We start from the raw sequence: 22,397 nt of genomic DNA, 5'->3' as shown, positions 1-22,397 counted from the left end.
CCGCGCGAGGCGGTCCGGAGCACCGGGATCGGCGCCGGCGACGGTGCAGACCGGACGTCCGGGCGTTCCGTCTACGATGGACCGACCGTGGGCGTGCCCGGCGTCGTGCCGTACGTCCCCATCATCGAGACTCGAAGAGGTTCACCGTGGCACTACAGGGCGTTGGCGTCGGACGTGGAGTGGCCGTCGGCCCCGTCAGGAAGATGCCCGATCCGCTGCCCGAGCCGGGCACCGACCCTCGTACGGCCGACGCGGCCCTCGAGTACGACGCCGTGCTCACGGCACTCTCCGCCGTCGCCGCCGACCTCACGGCCCGGGGCGAGAAAGCCGGTGGCGAGGCGAAGGACGTCCTCGACGCCCAGTCGCTGATGGCGCAGGACCCCACCCTCACCGACGACGTCAAGGCCCGCATCGACGACGGTCGCACCGGCGAACGCGCCGTGCACGAGGCGTTCTCCGCCTTCCAGGACCTCCTGATCGGCATGGGGGGCTACATGGCCGAGCGAGCCACCGACCTCGGCGACGTGGCGCAGCGCGTCATCGCCTCGCTGCGCGGCGTCCCGGCCCCGGGGGTGCCCGAGAGCGACACCCCGTTCGTCCTCGTCGCGCCCGACCTCGCGCCCGCCGACACCGCCCTGCTCGACCTCGACAAGGTGCTCGCGCTCGTCACGCGCGACGGCGGGCCCACGTCCCACACGGCCATCCTCGCCCGGTCGAAGTCGATCCCCGCGATCGTCGGCGTGACCGGCGCCCTCGACCTGGCCGACGGCACCGTCGTCGTGGCCGACGCCGCGACCGGCGTCGTGACGGTCGACCCCTCCGCCGACGAGGTCGCCGACGCCGAGAAGCGCATCGCCGACCGGGCCGCCGCGGCCGCCGCACCCCTGACCGACGGTGCCCTGGCCGACGGCCACGTCGTCCCGTTGCTCGCCAACCTCGGCGCGCCCGCCGAGGCCGCGGGGGCGATCGAGCTGGGTGCCGAGGGCGTCGGCCTGTTCCGCACCGAGTTCCTCTTCCTCGGCAACTCCTCCGCGCCCACCGTCGAGAGCCAGACCGCGAGCTACACCGCGCTGCTCGAGGCCTTCCCGGGCAAGAAGGTCGTCGTCCGCGCCCTCGACGCCGGCGCCGACAAGCCGCTCAGCTTCTTGAACGACGCCCACGAGGAGAACCCCGCCCTCGGCCTGCGGGGCCTCCGCGCCCTCCGTGTCAAAGAAGACATCCTCCGCGACCAGCTCACGGCCCTCGCGGCGGCGCAGGCCGCCACCACCGCCGACCTCTGGGTGATGGCACCCATGGTCAGCGACGCCGAAGAGACCGAGTACTTCGTCACCCTCGGACGCGAGCTCGGACTGAAGACCGTGGGCGTCATGGCCGAGGTCCCTTCGCTCGCCGTGCTCGCCGACCAGATCTTCGCCACCGCCGACTTCGTCAGCGTCGGCACGAACGACCTGACCCAGTACACGATGGCGGCCGACCGCATGCTCGGCTCCGTCGCGGCCTACCAGGACCCCTGGCACCCGGCCGTGCTGCGCCTGGTCAAGTCGCTCGGAGACGCCGGCGCGGCCGCGGGCAAGCCCGTGGGCATCTGCGGCGAGGCCGCCGCCGACCCGCTGCTGGCCGTCGTGCTCGTCGGACTCGGGGCCACCACGCTCTCGATGACGCCGGCCGCACTGGCCGACGTGCGGCTGGAGCTCTCGCGCTACACCCTCGAGCAGGCTCGCACGCTCGCGACCGCCGCCGTCGCGGCGACCACCGCCGCGGGCGCGCGTCAGGCCGCCGAAGCCGTCACCGTCTGACCCGTTCCGGCGGTCGGCCCCGGGGTCGACCGCCGCCCGTCCTCAGCGCGAGTCGGTCTCGGTGCGACGTTCGTCGAGGTGGTCCGCGAGTTCGCCCCAGGCGACGACCACGTCGCGGAGCGCGCCGGCCGTGCTCTCGCCGAGCACCGAGACGAGTCCGCGAGGATCGTCGACGAGGACGAGTGCACTCGACCGCGAGAGCACGGCGTACGACGACGACCGGTCGCCGACGGGCGCGTTCGTGCCCCGTAGTTCGAGGTGCAACCGACCCGATGACCGCGTCAGGCGCGCCCGCACCGGGTCTCCGTCCGACGCGAAGAACTCGGCCAGCGCCTCCCGGTCGTCCGACAGGACGTCACGTTCCCACCCGTTCTCGGCGAGTCGCGAATCGGCGCCGGCCACGGACTGCCAGAGGACCACCGACCTCTCGGTGGGGGATGCTCCGGGACGCAGGCCGAACCGCGCCTCCAGGTTGTCCGCGACGGCGGCGGCCACCGCCGCACGGTCGACCGACGGCGGCGGATCGAGCCGGTCCACCACGACCGTGACGACGGCGTCGAGTTCTCGCGGCCAGACCGACACACGGGTCTCGTCGAGCAGGCGGTCGTGGTCGCCCGAGAGCAGGGTCTTCTCGACGAGCTCGTCGAGGCGGGCGAGGGCCCGGCCGAGCTCGCGGTCGGCGGTGGGGCGCAGGGGCGGCCTCGTGCGGACGGCGGCGGCGAACGCGCGACGGCGTTCGCGCTGGTCGTCGGGGCGTTCGCCGTTGCGGTACGGGCGTCGCCTCACGAGATCGCTCGCGGATCGGACCGGCGGGGTCGTCGGTCGAGACGTCGGACGTCGTGCATGGCGTGCCTCTCGAGGGTCGGGGGCGATGACGGGGACCCAGCCTAGGCCGCGGCGGGCGTCACGGGCCGCGCTGATCCGAGTCCGCCGTGCATCCGGTCGCGGCCGTCCGGCACGGAGCAGAATCGACGGGTGGGCACCCCAATCCGACACCCGTTGGTCGACGCGATCACGTCGCGCGCCGTCCGGGTCGACAGCAGGGCCCGCGTCGTCCGACTCAGTCGTCCGCTCGCGGACCTCCTCGGTCGACCCGCGACGAGTCGACGGGTCGTGCTGGTCACCAGTGAACGGTCGCGCCTCACGGTCGGACTCCGGGCAGCCCTGGTCGCCGCCGGGGGAGTCTGGGCGGTCCACGACGACCAGGACCTTCTTCGCGACGGCCTCACGGGCGTCCCCTACGAGGACGTCGACGCCGCGGCCACCGAACCGGATGCCTCCGCCGTCGCCGTGCCCGCCGCCGAGCGGCTGCCGGTCATCGCCGACGCCGTCGACACCACCTGCCAGCTCAGCGTCGACCTCACGGTGCTGCACCGGGCGTCCCACGACACGAGCCTCGGAGGCGCGGTCGAGACCCTGGGAGCGGCCGTCTCGGGCTCCGTCCCGACCCGCTGGGGGACGACCGAGCCCCTCGGGCACGTCTGGGACCGGTGGGTCCTCACCCAGCACGCGCGTCACCAGGCGCCCGAGACCGTCCGGGTCGTCGTCGAGGGGCCGCATCTCTCGGCGACCATCACCGCGCGGGTCACCGACCACGGCATCGAAGAGACCACGGCGTTGACGGTCGACGTGACCGAGGGGTCGCTCGACGACGCGATCGCGCGACTGACCGACGCCCTCGACCACATCGCCCGGTCGTCGCTGCCGACGTTCGCCCTGGTCATCGCCCGCGAGGGGGAGTCCGACCGGTGCGTCCGGGCAGTCACCTATCCGCCGCCGAACCCGGTCGCCCTGCTGATCGGAGCGCCGTCCGTCCGGCGACTCGGTCTCGAACGTTCCGCCCTCGACGCCGACCGGCCCGTCGTGGTGGTCGGCCGTCCTCGCTTGCCGGCATTCGTCGTCCCGCTGGGTGACGCGGCCACCTCGGGTTGGAACGCCCTGCACCGTACCCTCGAGGCCGTCGGCCCCGAACGGCTCGCCCAACTCGTCGCCAGCCCGCTGCTCCAGGCGTGGGAGGAAGACCTGCACGAACTCGACCTGTTGCACGAGAGCTCGACCGGGGCCGCGGCCGACATCGAGGCCGCGACCGAGCCATCGGCCGAAGACGAGGTCTGATGCCCCGCGACATCACCATCCTGAGTCCGCACGTGTACGACCAGCTCGATCTCGCCACCGCGGCCCATGCTGTCGACGGGTCTCTCGGCGTGCGTGAGATCGACGGCGGTGACGCCCTCCAGGTGTTCGGGGTGGGCGGGGTGCCCCTGCTCACCGTCTACCAGGCGGCCGAGTTGACCGAGGCGGGCGAGCTCGATCGGTTGCTGCCCGACCCTCCTTCGGTGCGCCTCCCGGTGTTCTGGATCGACGCCGTCGCCCCGATGGGCGACGAGGGCGAGACCGGTGTGTCGGTCGCGTTGCGCCTCGCTCTCGGCCTCGAGGCCGCCTGCATCGTCGAGGACGACTGACCGCGCATCGGGGTTCGCCCACGCGCCGCGACGACGCGTGAGACCAGGAGGGCCCGACCACCAGGTGGTCGGGCCCTCTCAGGTCGGTGCGTCGCCGTCAGGCGCGACCGCGCAACACGGCCTGCTTGACCTCGGCGATGGCCTGGGTCACCTGGATGCCACGCGGGCACGCCTCGGTGCAGTTGAACGTGGTGCGGCAACGCCACACGCCCTCTTTGTCGTTGAGGATGTCGAGGCGTACCTGGGCGCCCTCGTCGCGGGAGTCGAAGATGAAGCGGTGCGCGTTGACGATCGCCGCCGGGCCGAAGTACTGGCCGTCCGTCCAGAAGACGGGGCAGCTCGACGTGCACGCGGCGCAGAGGATGCACTTGGTCGTGTCGTCGAAGCGTTCGCGCTGGGTGGCACTCTGCAGGCGCTCCTTCTCGGGCTTCGACGAAGCCATCAGGAACGGCTGGATCTCACGGTACGACTGGAAGAAGGGCTCCATGTCGACGACGAGGTCCTTCTCGAGCGGCAGGCCCTTGATGGCCTCGACGTAGATTGGCTGCGAGATGTCGAGATCCTTGATCAGGGTCTTGCAGGCCAGCCGGTTGCGGCCGTTGATGCGCATCGCGTCCGAGCCGCAGACGCCGTGGGCGCACGAGCGGCGGAAGGTCAGCGAGCCGTCCTGTTCCCACTTGATCTGGTGCAGGGCGTCGAGCACACGGTCGGTCGGCAGCACCTGGACGTCGAAGTCCTGCCAGCGGGGCTCGTCGTCGACCTCGGGGTCGAAACGACGGATGATCAGGGTGGCCGTGAACGTGGGGACGGCGTCGGAGCCCTGGGGCTTGTTCTCGAGGACAGCGGTGCTCATGTCAGTACTTCCGTTCCATCGGCTGGTAGTTCGTGATCACGACGGGCTTGGTGTCGAGCCGGATGTGGTCGCCGGCCAACGACGAGTGGGCGTCGCCGGTCAGGTAGGCCATCGTGTGGACGAGCCAGTTCTCGTCGTCGCGGGTGGGGTAGTCCTCGCGGAAGTGTCCGCCACGGCTCTCCTGGCGGGAGCGTGCCGAGTAGACGACGACCTCGGCGAGGTCGAGCAGGAAGCCCAACTCGATCGCCTCGAGCAGGTCGGTGTTGAAGCGCTTGCCCTTGTCCTGCACCGAGATGTTCTTGAAGCGATCGCGCAGGTCGGCGATCACGTGGGTGACCTCGTCGAGCGTCTCCTCCGTGCGGAACACCTGGGCGTTGCGGTCCATGCTGTCTTGCAACTCTTTGCGCAGCGTCGCGATGCGCTCGGTGCCCGTGGCGTTGCGGACGTCCTCGACCAGACCGCGCACGAAGCCGGCGGGGTCCGCCGGAAGGGGCACGAACGGGGCGTCCTTCACGTACTCGACGGCGTTGTTGCCGGCCCGCTTGCCGAAGACGTTGATGTCGAGCAGCGAGTTGGTACCGAGACGGTTCGACCCGTGCACGCTGACGCAGGCGCACTCCCCGGCGGCGTAGAGGCCAGGCACGACCGTGGTGTTGTCTCGCAGCACCTCGGCCTTGACGTTCGTCGGGATGCCGCCCATGGCGTAGTGGGCGGTCGGCAGCACGGGCACGGGTTCGGTGTAGGGCTCGACGCCGAGGTAGGTACGGGCGAACTCGGTGATGTCGGGCAGCTTGGCGTCGATCACGGCCGGGTCGAGGTGGGTGATGTCGAGGTAGACGTAGTCCTTGTGCGGCCCGGCGCCCCGGCCCTCGCGGATCTCGGTGGCCATGCAGCGCGCCACGATGTCGCGGGGTGCGAGGTCCTTGATGGTCGGGGCGTAGCGCTCCATGAACCGCTCGCCCTCGCTGTTGCGCAGGATGGCACCCTCACCGCGGGCGGCTTCGCTCAACAGGATGCCGAGGCCGGCGAGGCCGGTCGGGTGGAACTGGAAGAACTCCATGTCCTCGAGCGGCAGGCCCTTGCGCCAGATGATGCCCACGCCGTCGCCCGTGAGGGTGTGCGCGTTCGACGTCGTCTTGTAGATCTTGCCGAAGCCACCGGTGGCGAAGATGACGGCCTTGCCCTGGAACACGTGCAGGTCACCGGTCGAGAGCTCGTAGGCGATGACGCCGGCCGGACGTTCCTCGCCGTCGATCTCGCCCATGATGAGGTCGAGGACGTAGAACTCGTTGAAGAAGTTGATGCCGTGCTTGACGCAGTTCTGGTACAGCGTCTGCAGGATCATGTGCCCCGTGCGGTCGGCGGCGTAGCAGGCCCGGCGGACGGGGTTCTTGCCGTGCTCGGCCGTGTGGCCGCCGAATCGACGCTGGTCGATCTTGCCCTCGGGTGTGCGGTTGAACGGCAGGCCCATGTTCTCGAGGTCGAGGACGGCGTCGATCGCTTCCTTGGCGAGGATCTCGGCGGCGTCCTGGTCGACGAGGTAGTCACCGCCCTTGACGGTGTCGAAGGTGTGCCACTCCCAGTTGTCGTCCTCGACGTTGGCGAGGGCCGCAGCCATGCCGCCCTGCGCCGCCCCGGTGTGCGAACGGGTCGGGTACAGCTTCGAGATCACCGCGGTGCTGGCGTTCGGGCCTGCCTCGATGGCCGCCCTCATGCCCGCACCCCCGGCCCCGACGATGACGATGTCGTGCTGGTGGTAGTGGACGCCGTCGACGACGGTGCTGGCGGGGGCGGGGGAGGGTGTGGTCACGGTTCTTTCCGGTGGGGGACGTGCGGCCGGGGGCCGGAGTGGACGGTGGGCCGGGTGGCTAGCCGGCGGTGCAGAACGACGGCAGCAGGTCGGCCGGGGCGTTCGCGGGGCACGGGTCGAACGTGTAGATCACGAGCGTGCCGAGGACGAGCAGGACCACCGTCGACACGATCAGCGTGACGAGCAGCACCTTGCGCACCGTGGGCTTCGACACGTAGTCGTTGACGATCGTGCGCATGCCGTTCGTGCCGTGGATCAGCGCGAGCCAGAGGAGGAGGGTGTCGTAGACCTGCCAGAACGGGCTGGCCCACTTGCCGGCCACGAAGGCGAAGTCGATGGCCTTGACGCCGCCCTCGCTCGCGAGCAGGTTGATGAACAGGTGGCCGAACACGAGCACGACGAGCAGCAGGCCGCTGGCTCGCATGTAGATCCAGCCCCACTTCTCGTAGTTGGTGGAGCGCTGGGCCGCGCGGGCGGAGCGCGGGGCTTCGACGGTCTGGGTGGTCATGGCTCTACTCCGAGAAGACGTTCATCAGGTGGCGCGGCGCGAAACCGGCGAACAGGACCACGGCGAGGCCGATGACGATCCAGAACATGACGCGCTGGTACTTGGTGCCCGGGCCCCAGAAGTCGATCAGGATGATCCGCAACCCGTTGAGGGCGTGGAAGAGGATCGCCGCCACGAGGCCGGTCTCGCCGAGCCCCATGATCGGGTTCTTGTAGGTGCCGATGACCGCGTTGTAGGCCTCGGGACTGATCCGGACGAGGGCGGTGTCGAGGATGTGCACCAGCAGGAAGAAGTAGATGCTCACGCCGGTGATGCGGTGCAGCACCCACGACCACATGCCCTCACGGCCCCGGTAGAGGGTGCCGGCGATCTTCCCGGGCGCTTTGGGCGCACTGATCTTCGGTGCACCCGGTCTGCCTGCCGGTGATGCGACCGTTCCCGTCGACTGCTCGGCCATGAGCACTTCTCCTCGCGGATGGGGCGGACGACGCTCTCACTCGGTCGGTACGAGGGACAGCCGTGTCCGCTGGTGGCGTTCTCAGAACCTGTCCAGTCTATGTTCCCGCCGAGCGGGGCCGCCGCCCCGCCCCGCCGAAGTCGTTCGACGTCGAGACAAGACGGACCCGTCGGCCCGCGTCGCGATCAGCGGACGGAGGCGCGCTCGGCCCCGTCGCGGACGCTCGCCATCGCGCGTCGGTAGTGCTCGACGAGTTCGTCGCCGAGGGTCTCCCACGTGCGTCCGACGACCACGCGCCTCCCGGCCTCTCCGAAGCGGGCCCGCAGCTCGTCCGAGGAGACCAGGGTGCGGACGCTGCGGCGGAGCGAGTGGTCGTGCCGGGGGTCGAAGAGGAACCCGTCGACGCCGTGCCGCACCAGGTCGAGGGGGCCGCCCGCGGCCGGGGCCACGACCGGCAGTCCGCTGGCGTGGGCCTCCTGCACGGTCTGACCGAAGGTCTCGGTCGAGCCCGTGTGCACGAAGACGTCGAGAGCCGCGTAGGCGTCGGCGAGCTGCTCGCCGTGCAGCGGGCCGGTGAAGACCGGGTCGAGGTTCCGCAGCCGGCGGCGCAGGGCGGGCAGCGAGGGGCCGCCGCCGACGACCACGAGGCGCGCCTCCCGCAGGGGGCGCAGGGCGGCGAGCCGCTCGACCTGCTTCTCGGGGGCCAGGCGGCCCACGTAGCCGACGAGCACGCGGTCGGGTGCGCCCCAGCTCTCGCGCAGGGCACGGACCGCGTCGCCCGACTTGCGGTTCGGGTGGAACAGGGCCGAGTCGACCCCCCGGCCCCAGGTCGCGAGCCGCCCCACGCCGGCGGTCTCGAGGTCGCGGAGGGAGGCGCGCGAGGGGACCAGCGTCGTCGTGGCCTGGTCGTGGATGCGGCGAACGAGCCGCCAGGCGACGGCCGAGCCGAGCCCGAGGCCGTTCGTCCCCGCGTACCGGGCGACGTCGGTCTGGAAGACGGCCACCGAGGGCACGCCCAGGCGGGCGGCCGCGGCGATGGCCTGGGCGCCGAGCAGGAACGGCGAGGCGACGTGCACGACGTCGGGTCGGAAGCCGGCGATGGCGGCCGCGACCTGCGGGTTGGGCAGGCCGACCGGGAACTGACGATAGGCGACCGACGGCACCCGGTGGACCGGGAAGCCGGCGTAGCTCGTGGTCCCGCGCCCGGCCGGGGCGATGACCAGGGCCTCGTGCCCGCGTCGGGCCAGGTGGTCGAGCACGCGCAGCACGCTCGTGGTGACCCCGTTGACGGTGGGCAGGAAGCTCTCGGTCACGATCACGACTCGCATCGGTCCTCCTCGGACTGCTCGTGCCACGAGCCTCACCGGCGACGGTGGCGGGAGGGGATCGGCGGCATGGAGGAGGGGCGTCGATAAGGTGAACGCATGACGATCCAGGAAAGCCTCGACCGGTTCTACAGCATCATCCCGGCGGGCGGCATCGGGTCCCGGCTCTGGCCCCTCAGCCGGGCCGACGCGCCGAAGTTCCTGCACGACCTCACGGGCAGCGGCTCGACCCTGCTGCGCGGCACCTGGGACCGTCTCGCCCCGCTCAACGGCGACCAGCGCATCATGGTCGTCACCGGTCGGGCGCACCGTGCGGCGGTCGAGTCGCAGCTGCCCGGGCTCGCCGACCACAACGTCGTCCTCGAGAGCGAGCCCAAGGACAGCACCGCGGCCATCGGTCTGGCCGCCGCCGTGCTCCGTCGGCGCGAGCCGGACGTCATCATCGGCTCGTTCGCCGCCGACCACGTCATCGCCGACACCCGCGGCTTCGGTCGCGCGGTTCGCGAGGCCATCGTCGCCGCCGACGAGGGATACATCGCCACGATCGGCATCACCCCCACCGAGCCCGCGATCGGGTTCGGCTACATCCACGTCGGGGCTCCCCTCGACATCGAGGGGGCACCGAGCGCCCGCACGGTCGAGTCCTTCGTCGAGAAGCCCGACCTCGAGACGGCCGAACGGTACGTCTCCGGAGGCGACTACCTCTGGAACGGCGGCATGTTCATCTCGCGCGCCGACCGGCTGCTCGAGCAGCTGGGCGAGACCCGGCCCGACCTGCTCGAGGGCATCGAAGAGCTCGCGGACGCGTGGGACACCCCGAGACGCGGCGCCGTCGTCGACAAGGTGTGGCCCGGCCTCGAGAAGATCGCCATCGACTACACGGTCGCCGAACCGGCGGCTGCGGCGGGCCGGTTGGCCGTCGTGCCCGGGGACTTCGACTGGGACGACGTCGGCGACTTCGCGTCCATCGCAAAGCTGCACGCCGGCGGTCGCAAGAGCGACCTGGCCATCCTCGGCGAGAACGCCCGCGTCCTGGCCGACAGCTCGAGCGGCATCGTCGTCGGCAACAGCGGCCGGCTGATCTCGCTGATCGGCGTCAACGACATCATCGTGGTCGACACCCCCGACGCGCTGCTCGTCACGACGACGGCGAACGCGCAACGCGTCAAGAGCGTCGTCGACGCCCTCAAGCTGAGCGGGCGCAGCGACGTCCTCTGAGCTCGTCAGGAGTCGTGGACGTTTCGTGTTCGTTAAGTCGTGGTCGCGACTGTGTAACGCCTCGGCATCGCTACCACCCGAGGGTCGGCGACGCTCGTCACAGTAGGTAATCTGTCAGCCATACCCACCCGGCGCGCCTCGTGCCGGGCTGCACCCTGGAGGACAACTTGACTACAACTGCGCGCAAGGCCGTGCTCAGCGGCCTCGCCCTGGCGAGCACCGCCGTCATCCTGGCCGGCTGTGCCTCGGCCCCCGAGAGCGGCTCTGGCTCGACCAGCGGCGCCTCGAGCGACTTCGTCCCTTGCATGGTCTCCGACGCCGGCGGCTTCGACGACAAGTCGTTCAACCAGCTCGGCTACGAGGGCCTGACCGAGGCCGCGAAGGCCATCGGGTCGACCCCCAAGACGGTCGAGTCGGCCGACGAGACGGTCTACGACGCCAACCTGTCGAACCTCGCCGACCAGGGCTGCAACCTGATCGTCACGGTCGGCTTCGCACTCGCCGACGCGACCAAGTCGGCGGCCGAGGCGAACTCGGGCATCAACTACGCCACCATCGACGACGCGTCGATCACGGCCGACAACGTGCAGCCGATCACCTTCAACACCTCCGAGGCCGCGTTCCTCGCGGGCTACGCGGCGGCGAGCTACTCGAAGACGGGCGTCGTGGGCACCTTCGGCGGCATGCAGTTCCCGACCGTCACGATCTTCATGGACGGCTTCGCCGACGGCGTGAAGTACTACAACGAGCAGAAGAGCAAGGACGTCAAGGTCGTCGGCTGGGACGTCGACTCCCAGACCGGCAGCTTCACGGGCGGCTTCGAGGCCGGCACCACGGCCAAGCAGAGCGCCCAGACGCTGATCGACCAGAACGCCGACGTCATCCTGCCGGTCGGCGGCCCGATCTACCAGAGCGCCGCCGAGGCGATCCGCGACTCCGGCAAGGACGTCGTCCTGGTCGGTGCCGACAGCGACACCTACGAGACCGACAGCGCCAACAAGGACCTCTTCCTCACCTCGGTGCTGAAGGGCATCAAGCAGGCGACCGACGCGGTCGTCACGCAGGCCAGCGAGGACAAGTTCTCGAGCACGCCCTACGTGGGCACGCTCGAGAACGACGGCGTCGGCATCGCCCCGTTCCACGACTACGCCGACAAGGTCGACTCCGGTCTGCAGGACGAGCTCGACACCATCAAGGCCGGCATCATCGACGGTTCGATCGAGGTCGAGTCGCCGTCGGCGCTCACCAGCTGACGAAAGCACCTCCCGTCATCGATTAGCATCGACTGACCCAGGGCCGGGAGCGACGGTCACCCCGTCGCTCCCGGCCCTCTCAACGCCCGTGGGCGGGCCGCCGACCCGGTGCCGTCCGACCGACCCGAATGCCTAGACCCGAGGTAGCCACCTGAGATGAAGCTCGAACTGCGGGGCATCACCAAGCGATTCGGCGCACTGACCGCCAACGACCACATCAGCCTGACCGTCGAGCCCGGCGAGATCCACTGCCTGCTCGGCGAGAACGGTGCCGGCAAGTCCACGCTGATGAACGTCCTCTACGGCCTGTACCAGGCCGACGAGGGCGAGATCCTGCTCGACGACGCCGTCCAGCACTTCTCGGGCCCGGGCGACGCCATGGGCGCCGGCATCGGCATGGTCCACCAGCACTTCATGCTCGTCCCCGTGTTCACCGTCGCCGAGAACGTCATGCTCGGCCACGAAGAGACCAAGTCCGGTGGACGGCTCGACCTCGCCGCGGCCCGTGCCAAGGTGCGTGAGATCAGCAGCCGGTTCGGGTTCGACATCGACCCCGACGCCCTGGTCGAAGAGCTGCCCGTCGGCGTGCAGCAGCGCGTCGAGATCATCAAGGCCCTGTCCCGCGACGCGAAGGTGCTCGTGTTCGACGAGCCCACCGCCGTCCTGACGCCGCAAGAGACCGACGAGCTCATGGTGATCATGCGTCAGCTGCGCGACGCCGGCACCGCCATCGTCTTCATCACCCACAAGCTCCGCGAGGTGCGCGAGGTCGCCACCCGCATCACGGTGATCCGCCTGGGCAAGGTCGTCGGCGAGGCCGAGCCGACCGCCTCGAACGCCGAGCTCGCCTCGCTCATGGTCGGTCGCGCCGTCGAGCTCACCGTCCAGAAGGCACCGGCCCGAGCCGGCGAGCCCGCCCTGGTGGTCCAGAACCTCCGGGTGGTCGATCCCATCGGGCAGGTCGTCGTGGACGACGTGTCGTTCGAGGTCCGCCGGGGCGAGATCCTCGCCATCGCCGGCGTCCAGGGCAACGGCCAGACCGAGCTGACCGAGGCCATCCTCGGCCTGCAGCCACGGGTCGAGGGCCGCGTCTCGCTCGACGGACGCGACATCACCGGTCGCAGCGTCCGCCAGGTGCTCGACGCCGGTGTCGGCTTCGTCCCCGAGGACCGCAACCAGGACGGACTCGTGGGCGAGTTCACCGTCGCCGAGAACCTCATGCTCGACCGCTCGCAGTCCGGCCCCTTCGTGAAGCGTGGCTCGTTGAAGCTCGCCGACCTCGCGGCGTTCGCCGTGGCCAAGGTGAAGGAGTTCGACATCCGCACCCAGGGCATCACGACTCCCGCCGGCCGCCTCTCGGGCGGCAACCAGCAGAAGGTCGTGCTGGCGCGCGAGCTGAGCCGCGACCTGCGGCTCTTCGTGGCGGCCCAGCCCACCCGGGGCATCGACGTCGGCTCGATCGAGTTCGTGCACAAGCGCATCGTCGAGACACGCGACCAGGGCGTGCCCGTCATCGTCGTCTCGACCGAGCTCGACGAGGTCGCCGCCCTGGCGGACCGCATCGCCGTGATGTACCGCGGCACCATCGTCGGCATCGTGCCGGCGGACACCCCTCGCGACGTGCTGGGGCTCATGATGGCCGGCGAGATGCCGCAGGGAACGGAGCAGGCAGCGTGAGCGACGCCACGACCACCACGCAGGGCCAGGGCACACCACCCGCCCCGTCGTCACCGGAGTCGGCCGAGGGACGCGGCTCGCGCCTCCTGCGAGAGATCACGACGGGCAACGCGGCCATCTCGGTGCTCGCCGTCGTGCTGGCCCTCGTCGTCTCCGGCCTGTTGATCGGGTTCACCGACACCACCGTCCAGGGCACCCTGGGGTACTTCTTCTCACGCCCGGCCGACTTCTTCCAGGCGTTCTGGGCCGCGGTCGGCGGGTCGTACTCGTCGCTCTTCCAGGGCGCGATCTACAACTTCCGGGTCGACGGCTTCGCGGCGGGCATCCGTCCGCTGACCGAGACGCTCAACTACGCCGTGCCGCTCATCGCCGCGGGCCTCGGCGTCGCGGTGGCGTTCCGCGTGGGCCTGTTCAACATCGGTGCCCGTGGGCAGATGCTGATGGCCTCGGCCGCCGCCGGGTGGGTGGGATTCTCGTTCCACCTGCCGCTCGCCGTGCACCTCCCGCTCGCCCTCGCCGCCGGCATCGCGGCCGGTGCGCTCTGGGGCGGCATCGTGGGTCTGCTCAAGGCCCGCACCGGCGCCCACGAGGTGATCCTCACGATCATGCTCAACTACATCGCCTTCTACCTGCTCGCCTTCATGCTGCGCACGCAGGGCCTGCTGCAGGCCCCGGGCAGTGCGAACCCGAAGTCGCCCGCCACGCTCGACACCGCGATCCTGCCCGACCTGTTCGGGGCCCGGTACAACCTCAACTGGGGCTTCGTGCTGGTCATCGTCATCACGGCCGTCGTCTGGTGGCTGATCAACCGGTCGACGCTCGGCTTCCGGTTCCGTGCCGTGGGCGAGAACCCGCACGCGGCCCGAACGGCCGGCATGAACGTCAAGAACATCTACCTCTACGCGATGCTCATCTCCGGTGCGCTCGCGGGTGTCGCCGGGTCGACGCAGGTGCTCGGCACGCTCACCAGCGGCTTCACCTCGGGCATCGACGCCGGCATCGGCTTCGACGCGATCACGGTCGCGCTGCTCGGTCGCTCGCGGCCGTGGGGCGTCTTCGGTGCCGGTGTCCTCTTCGGGGCGCTCAAGGCAGGCGGGTACTCGATGCAGGCCGCCAACGGCGTGCCGATCGACATCGTCCTCGTCGTGCAGTCCCTCATCGTGTTGTTCGTGGCCGCGCCCCCGCTGGTCCGAGCGATCTTCCGTCTGCCGGCCCCGGGCCTCCGCCCGGTGCGCAAGGCCTCGAACAAGGAGGCGGTGGTCACCAAGTGAGCACGCTCACCCCCGACACGGCGGTCCCCGCCGCACCGTCGCCCGACCTGGCCCGGACCACGACCCGCAGCCTCAAGGCCCCGATCGCGTTCGCGATCTTCACCGTCGTCGCCGCCGTGCTCTTCCTCGGCCTGGCGAGAGACGGCGAGAGCACCTTCCGCCTGTCGACCGCGACCGACTTCTTCGCCTTGCCCGACGCGGTCCTGCCGGCGGCGGGCACGGGCATCGTGCTCACGGTGCTCCTGGCCCTCATCACCGTCGTCGCCGTGCTGCGCGCCGTCCGTTTCGAGAAGGTGCCGATCTGGCTGATCGCCGTGTTCGGCGTCCTCTTCCTGCTCGGCTTCCTCACGTGGGCGAGCGCCGGTCAGACCATCCCGGTGCCCGGTCTGCTCCTCGGCGCGCTCGCGCTCAGCACCCCGCTGATCTTCGGCGCCCTCGGCGGCGTGATCAGCGAGCGGGTCGGCGTCGTCAACGTCGCCATCGAGGGGCAGCTGCTCGCCGGGGCCTTCGTCTCGGCGATGGTCGCCTCGGCGACCGGGTCGGCCTACGTCGGCCTGGTCGGGGCGATGATCGCGGGCGTGCTCGTGTCGATGGTGCTCGCCGTCTTCAGCATCCGGTACATCGTCGACCAGGTCATCGTCGGCGTCGTGCTCAACGTGCTCGTCACGGGCCTGACCAGCTTCCTGTACTCGCAGGTGCTGTCGAAGTCGGAATCGCTGAACCGCGGGGTGCGCTTCCCGCAGCTCGACATCCCGGTGCTGAGCCAGATCCCGATCGTCGGGCCGGTCTTCTTCCGTCAGACGATCATCGTCTACCTCATGTACATCGCGATCGCGGTCGTCTTCTACGGTCTCTTCCGCACGCGGTGGGGGCTGCGCCTCCGTTCGGTCGGCGAGCACCCGCAGGCGGCCGACACCGTGGGCATCAAGGTCAACGCCACCCGCTTCTGGAACGTCTCCCTCGCGGGGGCCATCGCAGGCCTCGGCGGGGCGTACTTCACGCTCGGCTCGCTCGGCAACTTCCAGAAAGAGATGACGGCGGGGGCCGGCTTCATCGCCCTGGCCGCGGTCATCTTCGGTCGGTGGGACCCGATCCGGGCCACGCTCGCTGCATTGCTCTTCGGCTTCGCGAGCAACCTGCAGAACGTGCTCGGGGCCATCGGTTCGCCGGTGCCCAGCGAGTTCATGCTCATGCTGCCGTACGTCGTGACGATCTTCGCGGTCGCCGGCCTGGTCGGGCAGTCCCGGGGCCCCGCGGCCTCGGGCAAGCCCTACATCAAGTCGTGACCGCCCGCAGCAGCGAGTCGGTCGTCGCCGAGACCGACTGGGACGCCCTCCGCGGGGCCGCCCGCGACGCCATGCGCAAGGCGTACGTCCCCTACTCGAACTTCCCCGTGGGGGCCGCGGCCGTCACGGACGACGGTCGGATCGTCTCGGGCTGCAACGTCGAGAACGCCTCGTACGGCATCACCCTCTGCGCCGAGTGCTCACTGGTGTCCGACCTCGTCATGTCGGGAGGCGGCCGTCTGGTCGCCTTCGCGTGCGTCGACGGCAACGGCGGGGTCCTGATGCCCTGCGGGCGGTGCCGTCAGCTGCTCTACGAACACTCCGACGAAGCCATGGTCCTCGACACCGTCTCGGGCTTCAAGACCATCGACGAGGTGATCCCCGACGCGTTCGGACCGCGGCAGCTCGAGGCGTACCGCGCCTCGCAGGGCTGACCCGCGCCTCCTCGTCCCTCCCGGTCGCGACCCCGTGGTCGCGCCCTCGCACCACCCACCGCACCACCGCTAGGAGCCCCGCCGTGACCCAGAACGCCGTCGAACCGTTCGACACCGTCGACCTCATCCGCGTCAAGCGGGGCGGCGACGCCCTCAGCACCGGGCAGATCGACTGGCTGATCGACGCGTACACGCGCGGCTACGTGGCGGACGAGCAGATGTCGGCACTCACCATGGCGATCTTCCTCAACGGCATGGAGCGTCGCGAGATCCGTGACATGACCATGGCCATGATCCGGTCCGGCGAGACGATGGACTTCACCGGGCTCGGCAAGACGACCGTCGACAAGCACTCGACCGGCGGCGTCGGCGACAAGATCACCCTGCCCCTGGCCCCGCTGGTCGCCTCGTTCGGCGTGGCCGTGCCCCAGCTCTCGGGCCGGGGCCTCGGGCACACCGGCGGCACACTCGACAAGCTCGAGTCCATACCGGGCTGGCAGGCGTCGATCTCGAACGACCGCATGCGCGAGATCATGGCCGACAGCGGCGCCGTCGTCTGCGCCGCCGGTTCGGGCCTCGCCCCCGCCGACGGCAAGCTCTACGCGCTCCGCGACATCACGGGCACGGTCGAGGCCATCCCGTTGATCGCGTCGTCGATCATGAGCAAGAAGATCGCCGAGGGCACCGCGGCGCTCGTCCTCGACGTCAAGTTCGGATCGGGCGCGTTCATCCAGGACATCGAGCGGTCGCGCGAGCTGGCCCGCACGATGGTCGACCTCGGCACCGACGCCGGCGTCGCGACGACGGCCCTGCTCACCGACATGAACGTGCCCCTCGGCCTGACCATCGGCAACGCCCTCGAGGTGCGCGAGTCGGTCGAGACCCTCGCCGGCGGCGGCCCGGCCGACATCCGCGAACTCACCGTCGCCCTCGCCCGCGAGATGCTGACCCTGGCGGGTCGACCCGACGCCGACGTCGAGGCCGCCCTCGACGACGGCCGCGCGATGGACGCCTGGAAGCGCATGATCCGCGCCCAGGGCGGCGACCCGGACGCGGCGCTGCCGACGGCCCGAGAGACGCACGTCGTCACCGCCGAGCGCACCGGCTACCTGACCGAGCAGCACGCGTTGCCGTTCGGCATCGGTGCCTGGCGCCTCGGTGCCGGTCGTGCCCGCAAGCAGGACCCGGTGCAGGCGGCCGCGGGCATCGAGCTGCACGCGAAGCCGGGCGACCGGGTCACCGAGGGCCAGCCCCTGTTCACGCTGCACACCGACGAGCCCGGCCGCTTCGAGCGCGCCCTCGAGGCCGTCGACGGGGCGTGGGCGATCGGCGACGAGGCGCCGGCGGCGCGCTCCATCGTCGCCGAGCGGATCGGCTGACCGGGCTCGTCCGACGGACGATCCTCCGGCACCGCGCCTCCGTCCAGGAGGCGCGGTGCCGGTTCTCGCTGTGCGCGCACCTCTCTCGTGGCGCGCGTCCAGAGTCGTCGGCCGGACCGCTAGTAGATTGAGGGCATGAGCGCTCCCGACAAGGACTACCGGCTGCCGAACGGGGGCCCGCGGCTCGCGGCCCTGCCCAAGGTCTCGCTGCACGACCACCTCGACGGGGGCCTCCGACCCGAGACCGTCGTCGACCTCGCGGTCGAGGCCGGCGTCGACCTCCCCGCCTCCGAACCCGAGGCGTTGCGTCGCTGGTTCGTCGAGAACGCCGACTCCGGCACCCTCGTCGACTACCTCGCCACCTTCGAGCTCACGGTCGCGGTCATGCAGACCGCCGACCAGTTGACCCGGGTCGCCCACGAGTTCGTCCTCGACCTGGCCGCCGACGGTGTCGTCCACGCCGAGGTCCGCTGGGCCCCCGAGCAGCACCAGCGGCAGGGGCTCACCCTCGACCAGGCGGTCGAGGCGGTGCAGGCGGGCTTCGCGTCGGCTGTGCGCTCGCTCGCCGCCGACGGGTACGAGATCTCGGTCGGGCAGATCCTCAGTGCGTTGCGCCAGGGCGAGCGATCGCTCGAGATCGCCCAGCTCGCGGTCCGCCATCGCGAGAACGGCGTGCTGGCCTTCGACATCGCCGGTCCCGAGGCCGGGTACCCGGCCGCCGACCACAAGGTCGCCTTCGACTTGCTGGCCCGCGAGTTCATGCCCGTCACGGTGCACGCGGGCGAGGCCGACGGCCTCGACAGCATCCGTGGCGCGCTGATCGACGGGCGGGCCCTCCGACTCGGCCACGGTGTCCGCATCGCCGAGGACATCCGCGTCGTCGCGAGCAAGGGGTCGACCTCCACGGTCGAGATCGGGCCCATCGCCTCGTGGGTGCGCGACCGCGAGATCCCGCTCGAGCTGTCACCGCAGTCCAACCTGCAGACCGGTGCCATCGCGGCCTGGGGCAGGGACCTCGACGACCACCCCTTCGACCTGCTCTACCAGCTCGGTTACGGCGTGACGGTCAACACCGACAACCGTCTGATGAGCGACACGAGTCTCTGCAAAGAGCTCGCCCTCCTCAGCCAGGCCTTCGACTACGACCTCGACGACCACGAGACCTTCCAGCTCAACGCCGCCGCGTCGTGCTTCCTGCCCCTCGAAGACCGCGAAGCGCTGGCCGACCGCATCACCGCCGGCTTCGAGGGGGTCTGAGCATGGCTCTCCCTCCGCTGCCCGACGAGGCGGTCGTCATCGGTGCCCGGGTCGCCGACTGGCGCGAGGCCGTCCGTGTCGCGGGGCACGCGTTGGTCGACTCCGGCGCCGCCCGCGAGGGCTACGGCGACGAGATGGTCCGCATGATCGACGAGCACGGCCCCTACGTGGTCATCGCGCCGGGCCTCGTGTTGGCCCATGCCCGTCCGGGCGACGACGTGGTGCGCGACGGCCTCGCGGTGGTCACGTTGGCCGAGCCCGTGCCCTTCGGCCACCCACACAACGATCCCGTCAGCGTGGTCCTCGGCCTCGCGATCGTCACCGTCGGCGGCCACCTCGAATCGATCGCCGACCTCGCGAACGTCTTCAACGAGGCCTCCGTCATCCCCGCCCTCGCGGCCGCCACCTCGGTCGACGAGGTGCGTCGGTTGATGGGCGTCCCCGCCTGACCCTCCCACGACGGATCGAGACAGCCCCATGAAGATCGTCACCATCTGCGGCGCCGGCATCGGCAGCAGCGGAATCCTCAAGGTCAACGCCGAGCGCGTCCTGGCCAAGCTCGACATCGAGGCCGACGTCGTCGCCGCCGACATCGGCTCGATCGCCTCGGTCGGAGACGACGCACAGGTCATCCTCACGTCGGCCGAGTTCGTCGAGGCCATCGGCTCCACGTTCGCCGACGTCATCGTCATCCAGAACCACTTCGACCAGGCCGAGCTGACCGAGAAGCTGCAGAAGTCGCTCGGCTGAGCGCGGCGGGCGGCACCGGGGCGAACCGCACCGGCCACGACGAGGGAGACCCCGGAGGCGCAGATCGTGCATCCGGGGTCTCTTCCGTCGTCCGGGCGGTCACCGCCCCGACCGTCAGGTCAGCAGGGCCCGCATGCCCGCGTCGAGGTCGGCCACGGCCGCCTCGGCAGCCGTCCGACGGGCGACGGCGTCGCCCTCGGTGCTCGACGCGTCGATGTAGACCTTGAGCTTCGGCTCGGTGCCGCTCGGGCGGACGATGACGCGCGAGCCGTCGGTCAGCCAGTAGCGCAGGATGTCGCCCGCGGGGAAGGCCCCGAAGCCGTCGCGGAAGTCGTCGACGCGGTCGACGCGGTGCGAGCCGATCGTCGCCGGGGGTCGTCGACGCAGACCGTCGGTGAGCGCCGTGATGGTGGCGAGGTCGTCGACCCGGATCGAGATCTGCGACGAGGCGTAGGCGCCGAACCGCTCGTCGAAGGCGACGAGGTGCTCGGCCAGGCTCGACCCGGCCGTGTGCAACTCGGTCGCGAGGGCCAACAGGTCGACGGCGGCCGAGATGCCGTCCTTGTCGCGGACGACGTCCGGGTCGACGAGGTAGCCGAGGGCCTCCTCGTAGCCGTAGAGCAGTCCTCCGACGCGGGAGACCCACTTGAAGCCGGTGAGGGTGTCGACGTAGTCGAGCCCGTGCACGCGGGCGATCTCGCGCAGGGCGGGGGACGAGACGATGCTCGCGGCCAGGGTGCCGTCGCGGTCGTCCCGACGCGCGCGCTCGGCGGCGCGCCAGCCGAGCAGCGAGCCGACCTCGTTGCCGCTGAGTCGACGCCACCCACCGTCGACGGGGATCGCCACCGCGAGCCGGTCGGCGTCGGGGTCGTTGGCGATGACCAGGTCGGCCTCGACACGTTCGGCCGTGGCGAACGAGAGATCCAGGGCCCCGGGCTCTTCGGGGTTGGGGAAGGCCACGGTCGGGAACGCCGGGTCGGGGGCGCTCTGCTCACCGACGGGGATCGGCTCGGCGAAGCCCGCGGTCGCGAACACGCGTCGCGCGACCTCCCACCCGACGCCGTGCATCGCGGTGTAGACGACGCGCGGCTGACGACCGGTCGCAGCCGTCCCGGCCACGGAGGCTGTGCGTCGGACGTACTCCATGACGAGGTCGTCGCCGGCCTCGCGGTAGTCGTCGGAACGCGCCAGGTGGGTGACGGGAGACTGCGCCGCCTTCTCGATCTCGGTCGCGATCTCGCCGTCGACCGGCGAGACGATCTGCGATCCGGCGTCGACGCCCCCGAGATAGACCTTGTAGCCGTTGTCCTGCGCCGGGTTGTGACTCGCGGTGACCATGACGCCCGCACTGACGTCGAGGTGGCGCACGGCGAAGGCCAGCACCGGTGTCGGCAGGGCCCGCGGCAGGATCGTCGCGGTCACGCCAGCCGCCGCCATGATCTCGGCGGTGTCGCGCGCGAAGACGTCGGAGTTCTTGCGCCCGTCGTAGCCGATGACGATCGAGGGATGCGCCTCGCGGCCCCGCAGGAAGGCCGCGAAGCCGGCCGCGGCCTGCGCCACGAGCACGCGGTTCATGCGGTTCGAGCCCGAGCCCAGGGCACCGCGCAGGCCGGCGGTGCCGAACTGCAGGCGACCGGCGAAGCGGTCTGCGAGGTCGGCGGCGGCGTCGGCGTCGTGGGCACCGGCACGGCTCAGCAGCCGGCCGAGCTCGTCACGCGTCTCGTCGTCGGGGTCCTGGTCGCGCCAGGCCGTGGCCGTCGCGATGAGCTGCTCGAGGTCGGACGAGACCGCGGAGTCCTCGTTGCGGGCCCCCGTCACGTCGCCGCTCACAGGGCCGCCACGATGCGGGCGAGCAGGTCGCTGATCTTGGCCTCGGCGTCGCGCCCGGCCTCGAGCACCTCGGCGTGGCTGAGGGGGGTCTTCTGGATGCCCGCGGCGAGGTTCGTGATCAGCGACATGCCGAGCACCTCCATGCCGGACTGGCGGGCGGCGATGGCTTCGAGGGCCGTCGACATGCCGACGATGTGGCCGCCGATCGCCTTCGCCATCTGCACCTCGGCCGGCGTCTCGTAGTGCGGGCCGCGGAACTGCGTGTAGACGCCCTCGTCGAGGTCGGGGTCGATCCCGCGCGCGATGTCGCGCAGTCGCGTCGAGTAGAGGTCGGTCAGGTCGATGAAGGTCGCGCCCTCGAGGGGCGAGTCCGCCGTGAGGTTGATGTGGTCGCTGATCAGCACGGGTGTGCCGGGCTTCCAGGTCTCTCGGATGCCGCCGGCACCGTTCGTCAGGATCATGGTCGACGCGCCCGTGGCGGCGGCCGTGCGCACGCCGTGCACGACCCGACGCACGCCGTGGCCCTCGTAGTAGTGCGTGCGGGCACCCATGACGAGGGCGTGCTTGCCCGAAGGCAGGGCGATGCTGCGGATCGAGCTCGTGTGGCCGACCACGGCCGACGCGGCGAACCCGGTGATCTCGGTGGCCGGGACCTCGGCCACGGTCTCGCCGATCAGGTCGGCGGCCTTGGCCCAACCGCTGCCCAGCGTCAGGGCGATGTCGTGTCGGGCGATGCCGGTCTTCTCGGCGATCTCGGCGGCGGCGGTGCGGGCGACCTCGAAGGGGTCGGCGGCGCGGTCGTCGAGTGGGTGCGTGGTGGTCTCAGACATG

General features: G+C 70.8%; 21 protein-coding genes. 13 read left to right on the top strand and 8 right to left on the bottom strand.

The window, feature by feature from the left end; translation table 11 throughout:
• Positions 1-146 precede the first annotated feature (146 nt).
• Entirely contained in the window at positions 147-1,796 is a 1,650-nt protein-coding gene (gene ptsP, locus SZ60_RS05640) for a phosphoenolpyruvate--protein phosphotransferase (protein ID WP_082059902.1), read from the top strand.
• Positions 1,797-1,838: 42 nt separating this feature from the next.
• On the opposite strand, the gene SZ60_RS05635 is transcribed toward ptsP, so the two are convergent.
• Positions 1,839-2,582: a hypothetical protein gene (locus SZ60_RS05635; protein ID WP_043594426.1), complete on the bottom strand. Its 744-nt coding sequence runs from the start codon at positions 2,580-2,582 to the stop codon at positions 1,839-1,841.
• Between the two features lie 189 nt (positions 2,583-2,771).
• Here SZ60_RS05635 and SZ60_RS05630 point away from each other — a divergent pair, with 189 nt between their 5' ends.
• The gene (locus SZ60_RS05630) at positions 2,772-3,911 is read left to right on the top strand and encodes a DUF6177 family protein (protein ID WP_156155500.1); all 1,140 of its coding nucleotides are present in this window, start codon (positions 2,772-2,774) and stop codon (positions 3,909-3,911) included.
• Complete coding sequence (locus SZ60_RS05625; protein WP_043594422.1) at positions 3,911-4,258, top strand: hypothetical protein; 348 nt, start codon at positions 3,911-3,913, stop codon at positions 4,256-4,258. Before SZ60_RS05630 ends, SZ60_RS05625 begins: the two co-directional genes overlap by 1 nt.
• Positions 4,259-4,355: 97 nt before the next feature.
• Here SZ60_RS05625 and SZ60_RS05620 read toward each other — a convergent pair whose 3' ends face one another.
• The 5 genes from SZ60_RS05620 to SZ60_RS05600 all read right to left on the bottom strand — a co-directional run bounded on the left by SZ60_RS05620 (position 4,356) and on the right by SZ60_RS05600 (position 9,214).
• Positions 4,356-5,111, bottom strand: coding sequence for a succinate dehydrogenase iron-sulfur subunit (locus SZ60_RS05620; RefSeq protein ID WP_043594421.1), 756 nt, complete (start codon positions 5,109-5,111; stop codon positions 4,356-4,358).
• Position 5,112: 1 nt separating this feature from the next.
• Entirely contained in the window at positions 5,113-6,921 is a 1,809-nt protein-coding gene (gene sdhA, locus SZ60_RS05615; RefSeq protein ID WP_043594419.1) for a succinate dehydrogenase flavoprotein subunit, read from the bottom strand.
• 58 nt (positions 6,922-6,979) lie between these two features.
• Positions 6,980-7,429: a succinate dehydrogenase, hydrophobic membrane anchor protein gene (sdhD, locus tag SZ60_RS05610; protein WP_043594417.1), complete on the bottom strand. Its 450-nt coding sequence runs from the start codon at positions 7,427-7,429 to the stop codon at positions 6,980-6,982.
• 4 nt (positions 7,430-7,433) lie between these two features.
• On the bottom strand, positions 7,434-7,886 hold the full coding sequence (gene sdhC, locus SZ60_RS05605) for a succinate dehydrogenase, cytochrome b556 subunit (RefSeq protein ID WP_082059901.1): 453 nt from the start codon (positions 7,884-7,886) through the stop codon (positions 7,434-7,436).
• A gap of 185 nt (positions 7,887-8,071) precedes the next feature.
• Positions 8,072-9,214: a glycosyltransferase family 1 protein gene (locus SZ60_RS05600; protein WP_043594416.1), complete on the bottom strand. Its 1,143-nt coding sequence runs from the start codon at positions 9,212-9,214 to the stop codon at positions 8,072-8,074.
• A gap of 96 nt (positions 9,215-9,310) precedes the next feature.
• Here SZ60_RS05600 and SZ60_RS05595 point away from each other — a divergent pair, with 96 nt between their 5' ends.
• From SZ60_RS05595 to SZ60_RS05550, 10 genes are all read left to right on the top strand, one after another.
• Positions 9,311-10,429, top strand: a complete 1,119-nt coding sequence (locus SZ60_RS05595; RefSeq protein WP_043594415.1) for a mannose-1-phosphate guanylyltransferase — start codon at positions 9,311-9,313, stop codon at positions 10,427-10,429.
• 167 nt (positions 10,430-10,596) lie between these two features.
• Positions 10,597-11,682: a BMP family protein gene (locus tag SZ60_RS05590; protein WP_043594413.1), complete on the top strand. Its 1,086-nt coding sequence runs from the start codon at positions 10,597-10,599 to the stop codon at positions 11,680-11,682.
• A gap of 156 nt (positions 11,683-11,838) precedes the next feature.
• Positions 11,839-13,359 (top strand): ABC transporter ATP-binding protein, encoded by a 1,521-nt coding sequence (locus SZ60_RS05585; protein ID WP_043594411.1) that lies wholly within the window; start codon positions 11,839-11,841, stop codon positions 13,357-13,359.
• Positions 13,356-14,630 carry an ABC transporter permease gene (locus SZ60_RS05580; RefSeq protein WP_043594409.1) on the top strand — a complete coding sequence of 425 codons (1,275 nt, stop codon included), beginning with the start codon at positions 13,356-13,358 and terminating at the stop codon, positions 14,628-14,630. The genes SZ60_RS05585 and SZ60_RS05580 overlap by 4 nt, the downstream gene beginning before the upstream one ends.
• Positions 14,627-15,916, top strand: coding sequence for an ABC transporter permease (locus tag SZ60_RS05575; RefSeq protein WP_082059900.1), 1,290 nt, complete (start codon positions 14,627-14,629; stop codon positions 15,914-15,916). Before SZ60_RS05580 ends, SZ60_RS05575 begins: the two co-directional genes overlap by 4 nt.
• Positions 15,913-16,350, top strand: coding sequence for a cytidine deaminase (locus SZ60_RS05570; RefSeq protein WP_082059899.1), 438 nt, complete (start codon positions 15,913-15,915; stop codon positions 16,348-16,350). Before SZ60_RS05575 ends, SZ60_RS05570 begins: the two co-directional genes overlap by 4 nt.
• 83 nt (positions 16,351-16,433) lie before the next feature.
• The gene (locus SZ60_RS05565; protein ID WP_043594407.1) at positions 16,434-17,729 is read left to right on the top strand and encodes a thymidine phosphorylase; all 1,296 of its coding nucleotides are present in this window, start codon (positions 16,434-16,436) and stop codon (positions 17,727-17,729) included.
• 135 nt (positions 17,730-17,864) lie between these two features.
• Positions 17,865-18,986: an adenosine deaminase gene (locus SZ60_RS05560; protein WP_043594406.1), complete on the top strand. Its 1,122-nt coding sequence runs from the start codon at positions 17,865-17,867 to the stop codon at positions 18,984-18,986.
• Positions 18,987-18,988: 2 nt separating this feature from the next.
• A complete protein-coding gene (locus SZ60_RS05555) occupies positions 18,989-19,435 on the top strand; it encodes a PTS sugar transporter subunit IIA (protein ID WP_043594404.1) in 447 nt (148 codons plus the stop codon).
• 28 nt (positions 19,436-19,463) lie between these two features.
• The gene (locus tag SZ60_RS05550; RefSeq protein ID WP_043594402.1) at positions 19,464-19,736 is read left to right on the top strand and encodes a PTS sugar transporter subunit IIB; all 273 of its coding nucleotides are present in this window, start codon (positions 19,464-19,466) and stop codon (positions 19,734-19,736) included.
• Between the two features lie 114 nt (positions 19,737-19,850).
• Here the strand turns inward: SZ60_RS05550 and SZ60_RS05545 are convergent, their stop codons facing one another.
• On the bottom strand, positions 19,851-21,554 hold the full coding sequence (locus SZ60_RS05545) for a phospho-sugar mutase (RefSeq protein WP_043594452.1): 1,704 nt from the start codon (positions 21,552-21,554) through the stop codon (positions 19,851-19,853).
• A gap of 8 nt (positions 21,555-21,562) precedes the next feature.
• Positions 21,563-22,396: a purine-nucleoside phosphorylase gene (locus SZ60_RS05540; RefSeq protein WP_043594401.1), complete on the bottom strand. Its 834-nt coding sequence runs from the start codon at positions 22,394-22,396 to the stop codon at positions 21,563-21,565.
• Position 22,397: the final 1 nt, after the last annotated feature.

It is taken from the genome of Frigoribacterium sp. MEB024 (genome assembly GCF_000878135.1).
GTDB lineage: Bacteria > Actinomycetota > Actinomycetes > Actinomycetales > Microbacteriaceae > Frigoribacterium.
This window is presented reverse-complemented; position numbering and strand designations above follow the sequence as displayed.

What these genes read in the sequence shown, in the direction of transcription:
- SZ60_RS05625 (WP_043594422.1), top strand. Translation starts at nt 3,911, where the DNA reads ATGCCCCGCGACATCACCATCCTGAGTCCGCACGTGTACGACCAGCTC.
- sdhD (WP_043594417.1), bottom strand. Translation starts at nt 7,429, where the DNA reads ATGACCACCCAGACCGTCGAAGCCCCGCGCTCCGCCCGCGCGGCCCAG.
- SZ60_RS05600 (WP_043594416.1), bottom strand. Translation starts at nt 9,214, where the DNA reads ATGCGAGTCGTGATCGTGACCGAGAGCTTCCTGCCCACCGTCAACGGG.
- SZ60_RS05560 (WP_043594406.1), top strand. Translation starts at nt 17,865, where the DNA reads ATGAGCGCTCCCGACAAGGACTACCGGCTGCCGAACGGGGGCCCGCGG.
- SZ60_RS05620 (WP_043594421.1), bottom strand. Translation starts at nt 5,111, where the DNA reads ATGAGCACCGCTGTCCTCGAGAACAAGCCCCAGGGCTCCGACGCCGTC.
- SZ60_RS05540 (WP_043594401.1), bottom strand. Translation starts at nt 22,396, where the DNA reads ATGTCTGAGACCACCACGCACCCACTCGACGACCGCGCCGCCGACCCC.
- SZ60_RS05585 (WP_043594411.1), top strand. Translation starts at nt 11,839, where the DNA reads ATGAAGCTCGAACTGCGGGGCATCACCAAGCGATTCGGCGCACTGACC.
- SZ60_RS05595 (WP_043594415.1), top strand. Translation starts at nt 9,311, where the DNA reads ATGACGATCCAGGAAAGCCTCGACCGGTTCTACAGCATCATCCCGGCG.
- SZ60_RS05550 (WP_043594402.1), top strand. Translation starts at nt 19,464, where the DNA reads ATGAAGATCGTCACCATCTGCGGCGCCGGCATCGGCAGCAGCGGAATC.
- SZ60_RS05555 (WP_043594404.1), top strand. Translation starts at nt 18,989, where the DNA reads ATGGCTCTCCCTCCGCTGCCCGACGAGGCGGTCGTCATCGGTGCCCGG.
- sdhC (WP_082059901.1), bottom strand. Translation starts at nt 7,886, where the DNA reads ATGGCCGAGCAGTCGACGGGAACGGTCGCATCACCGGCAGGCAGACCG.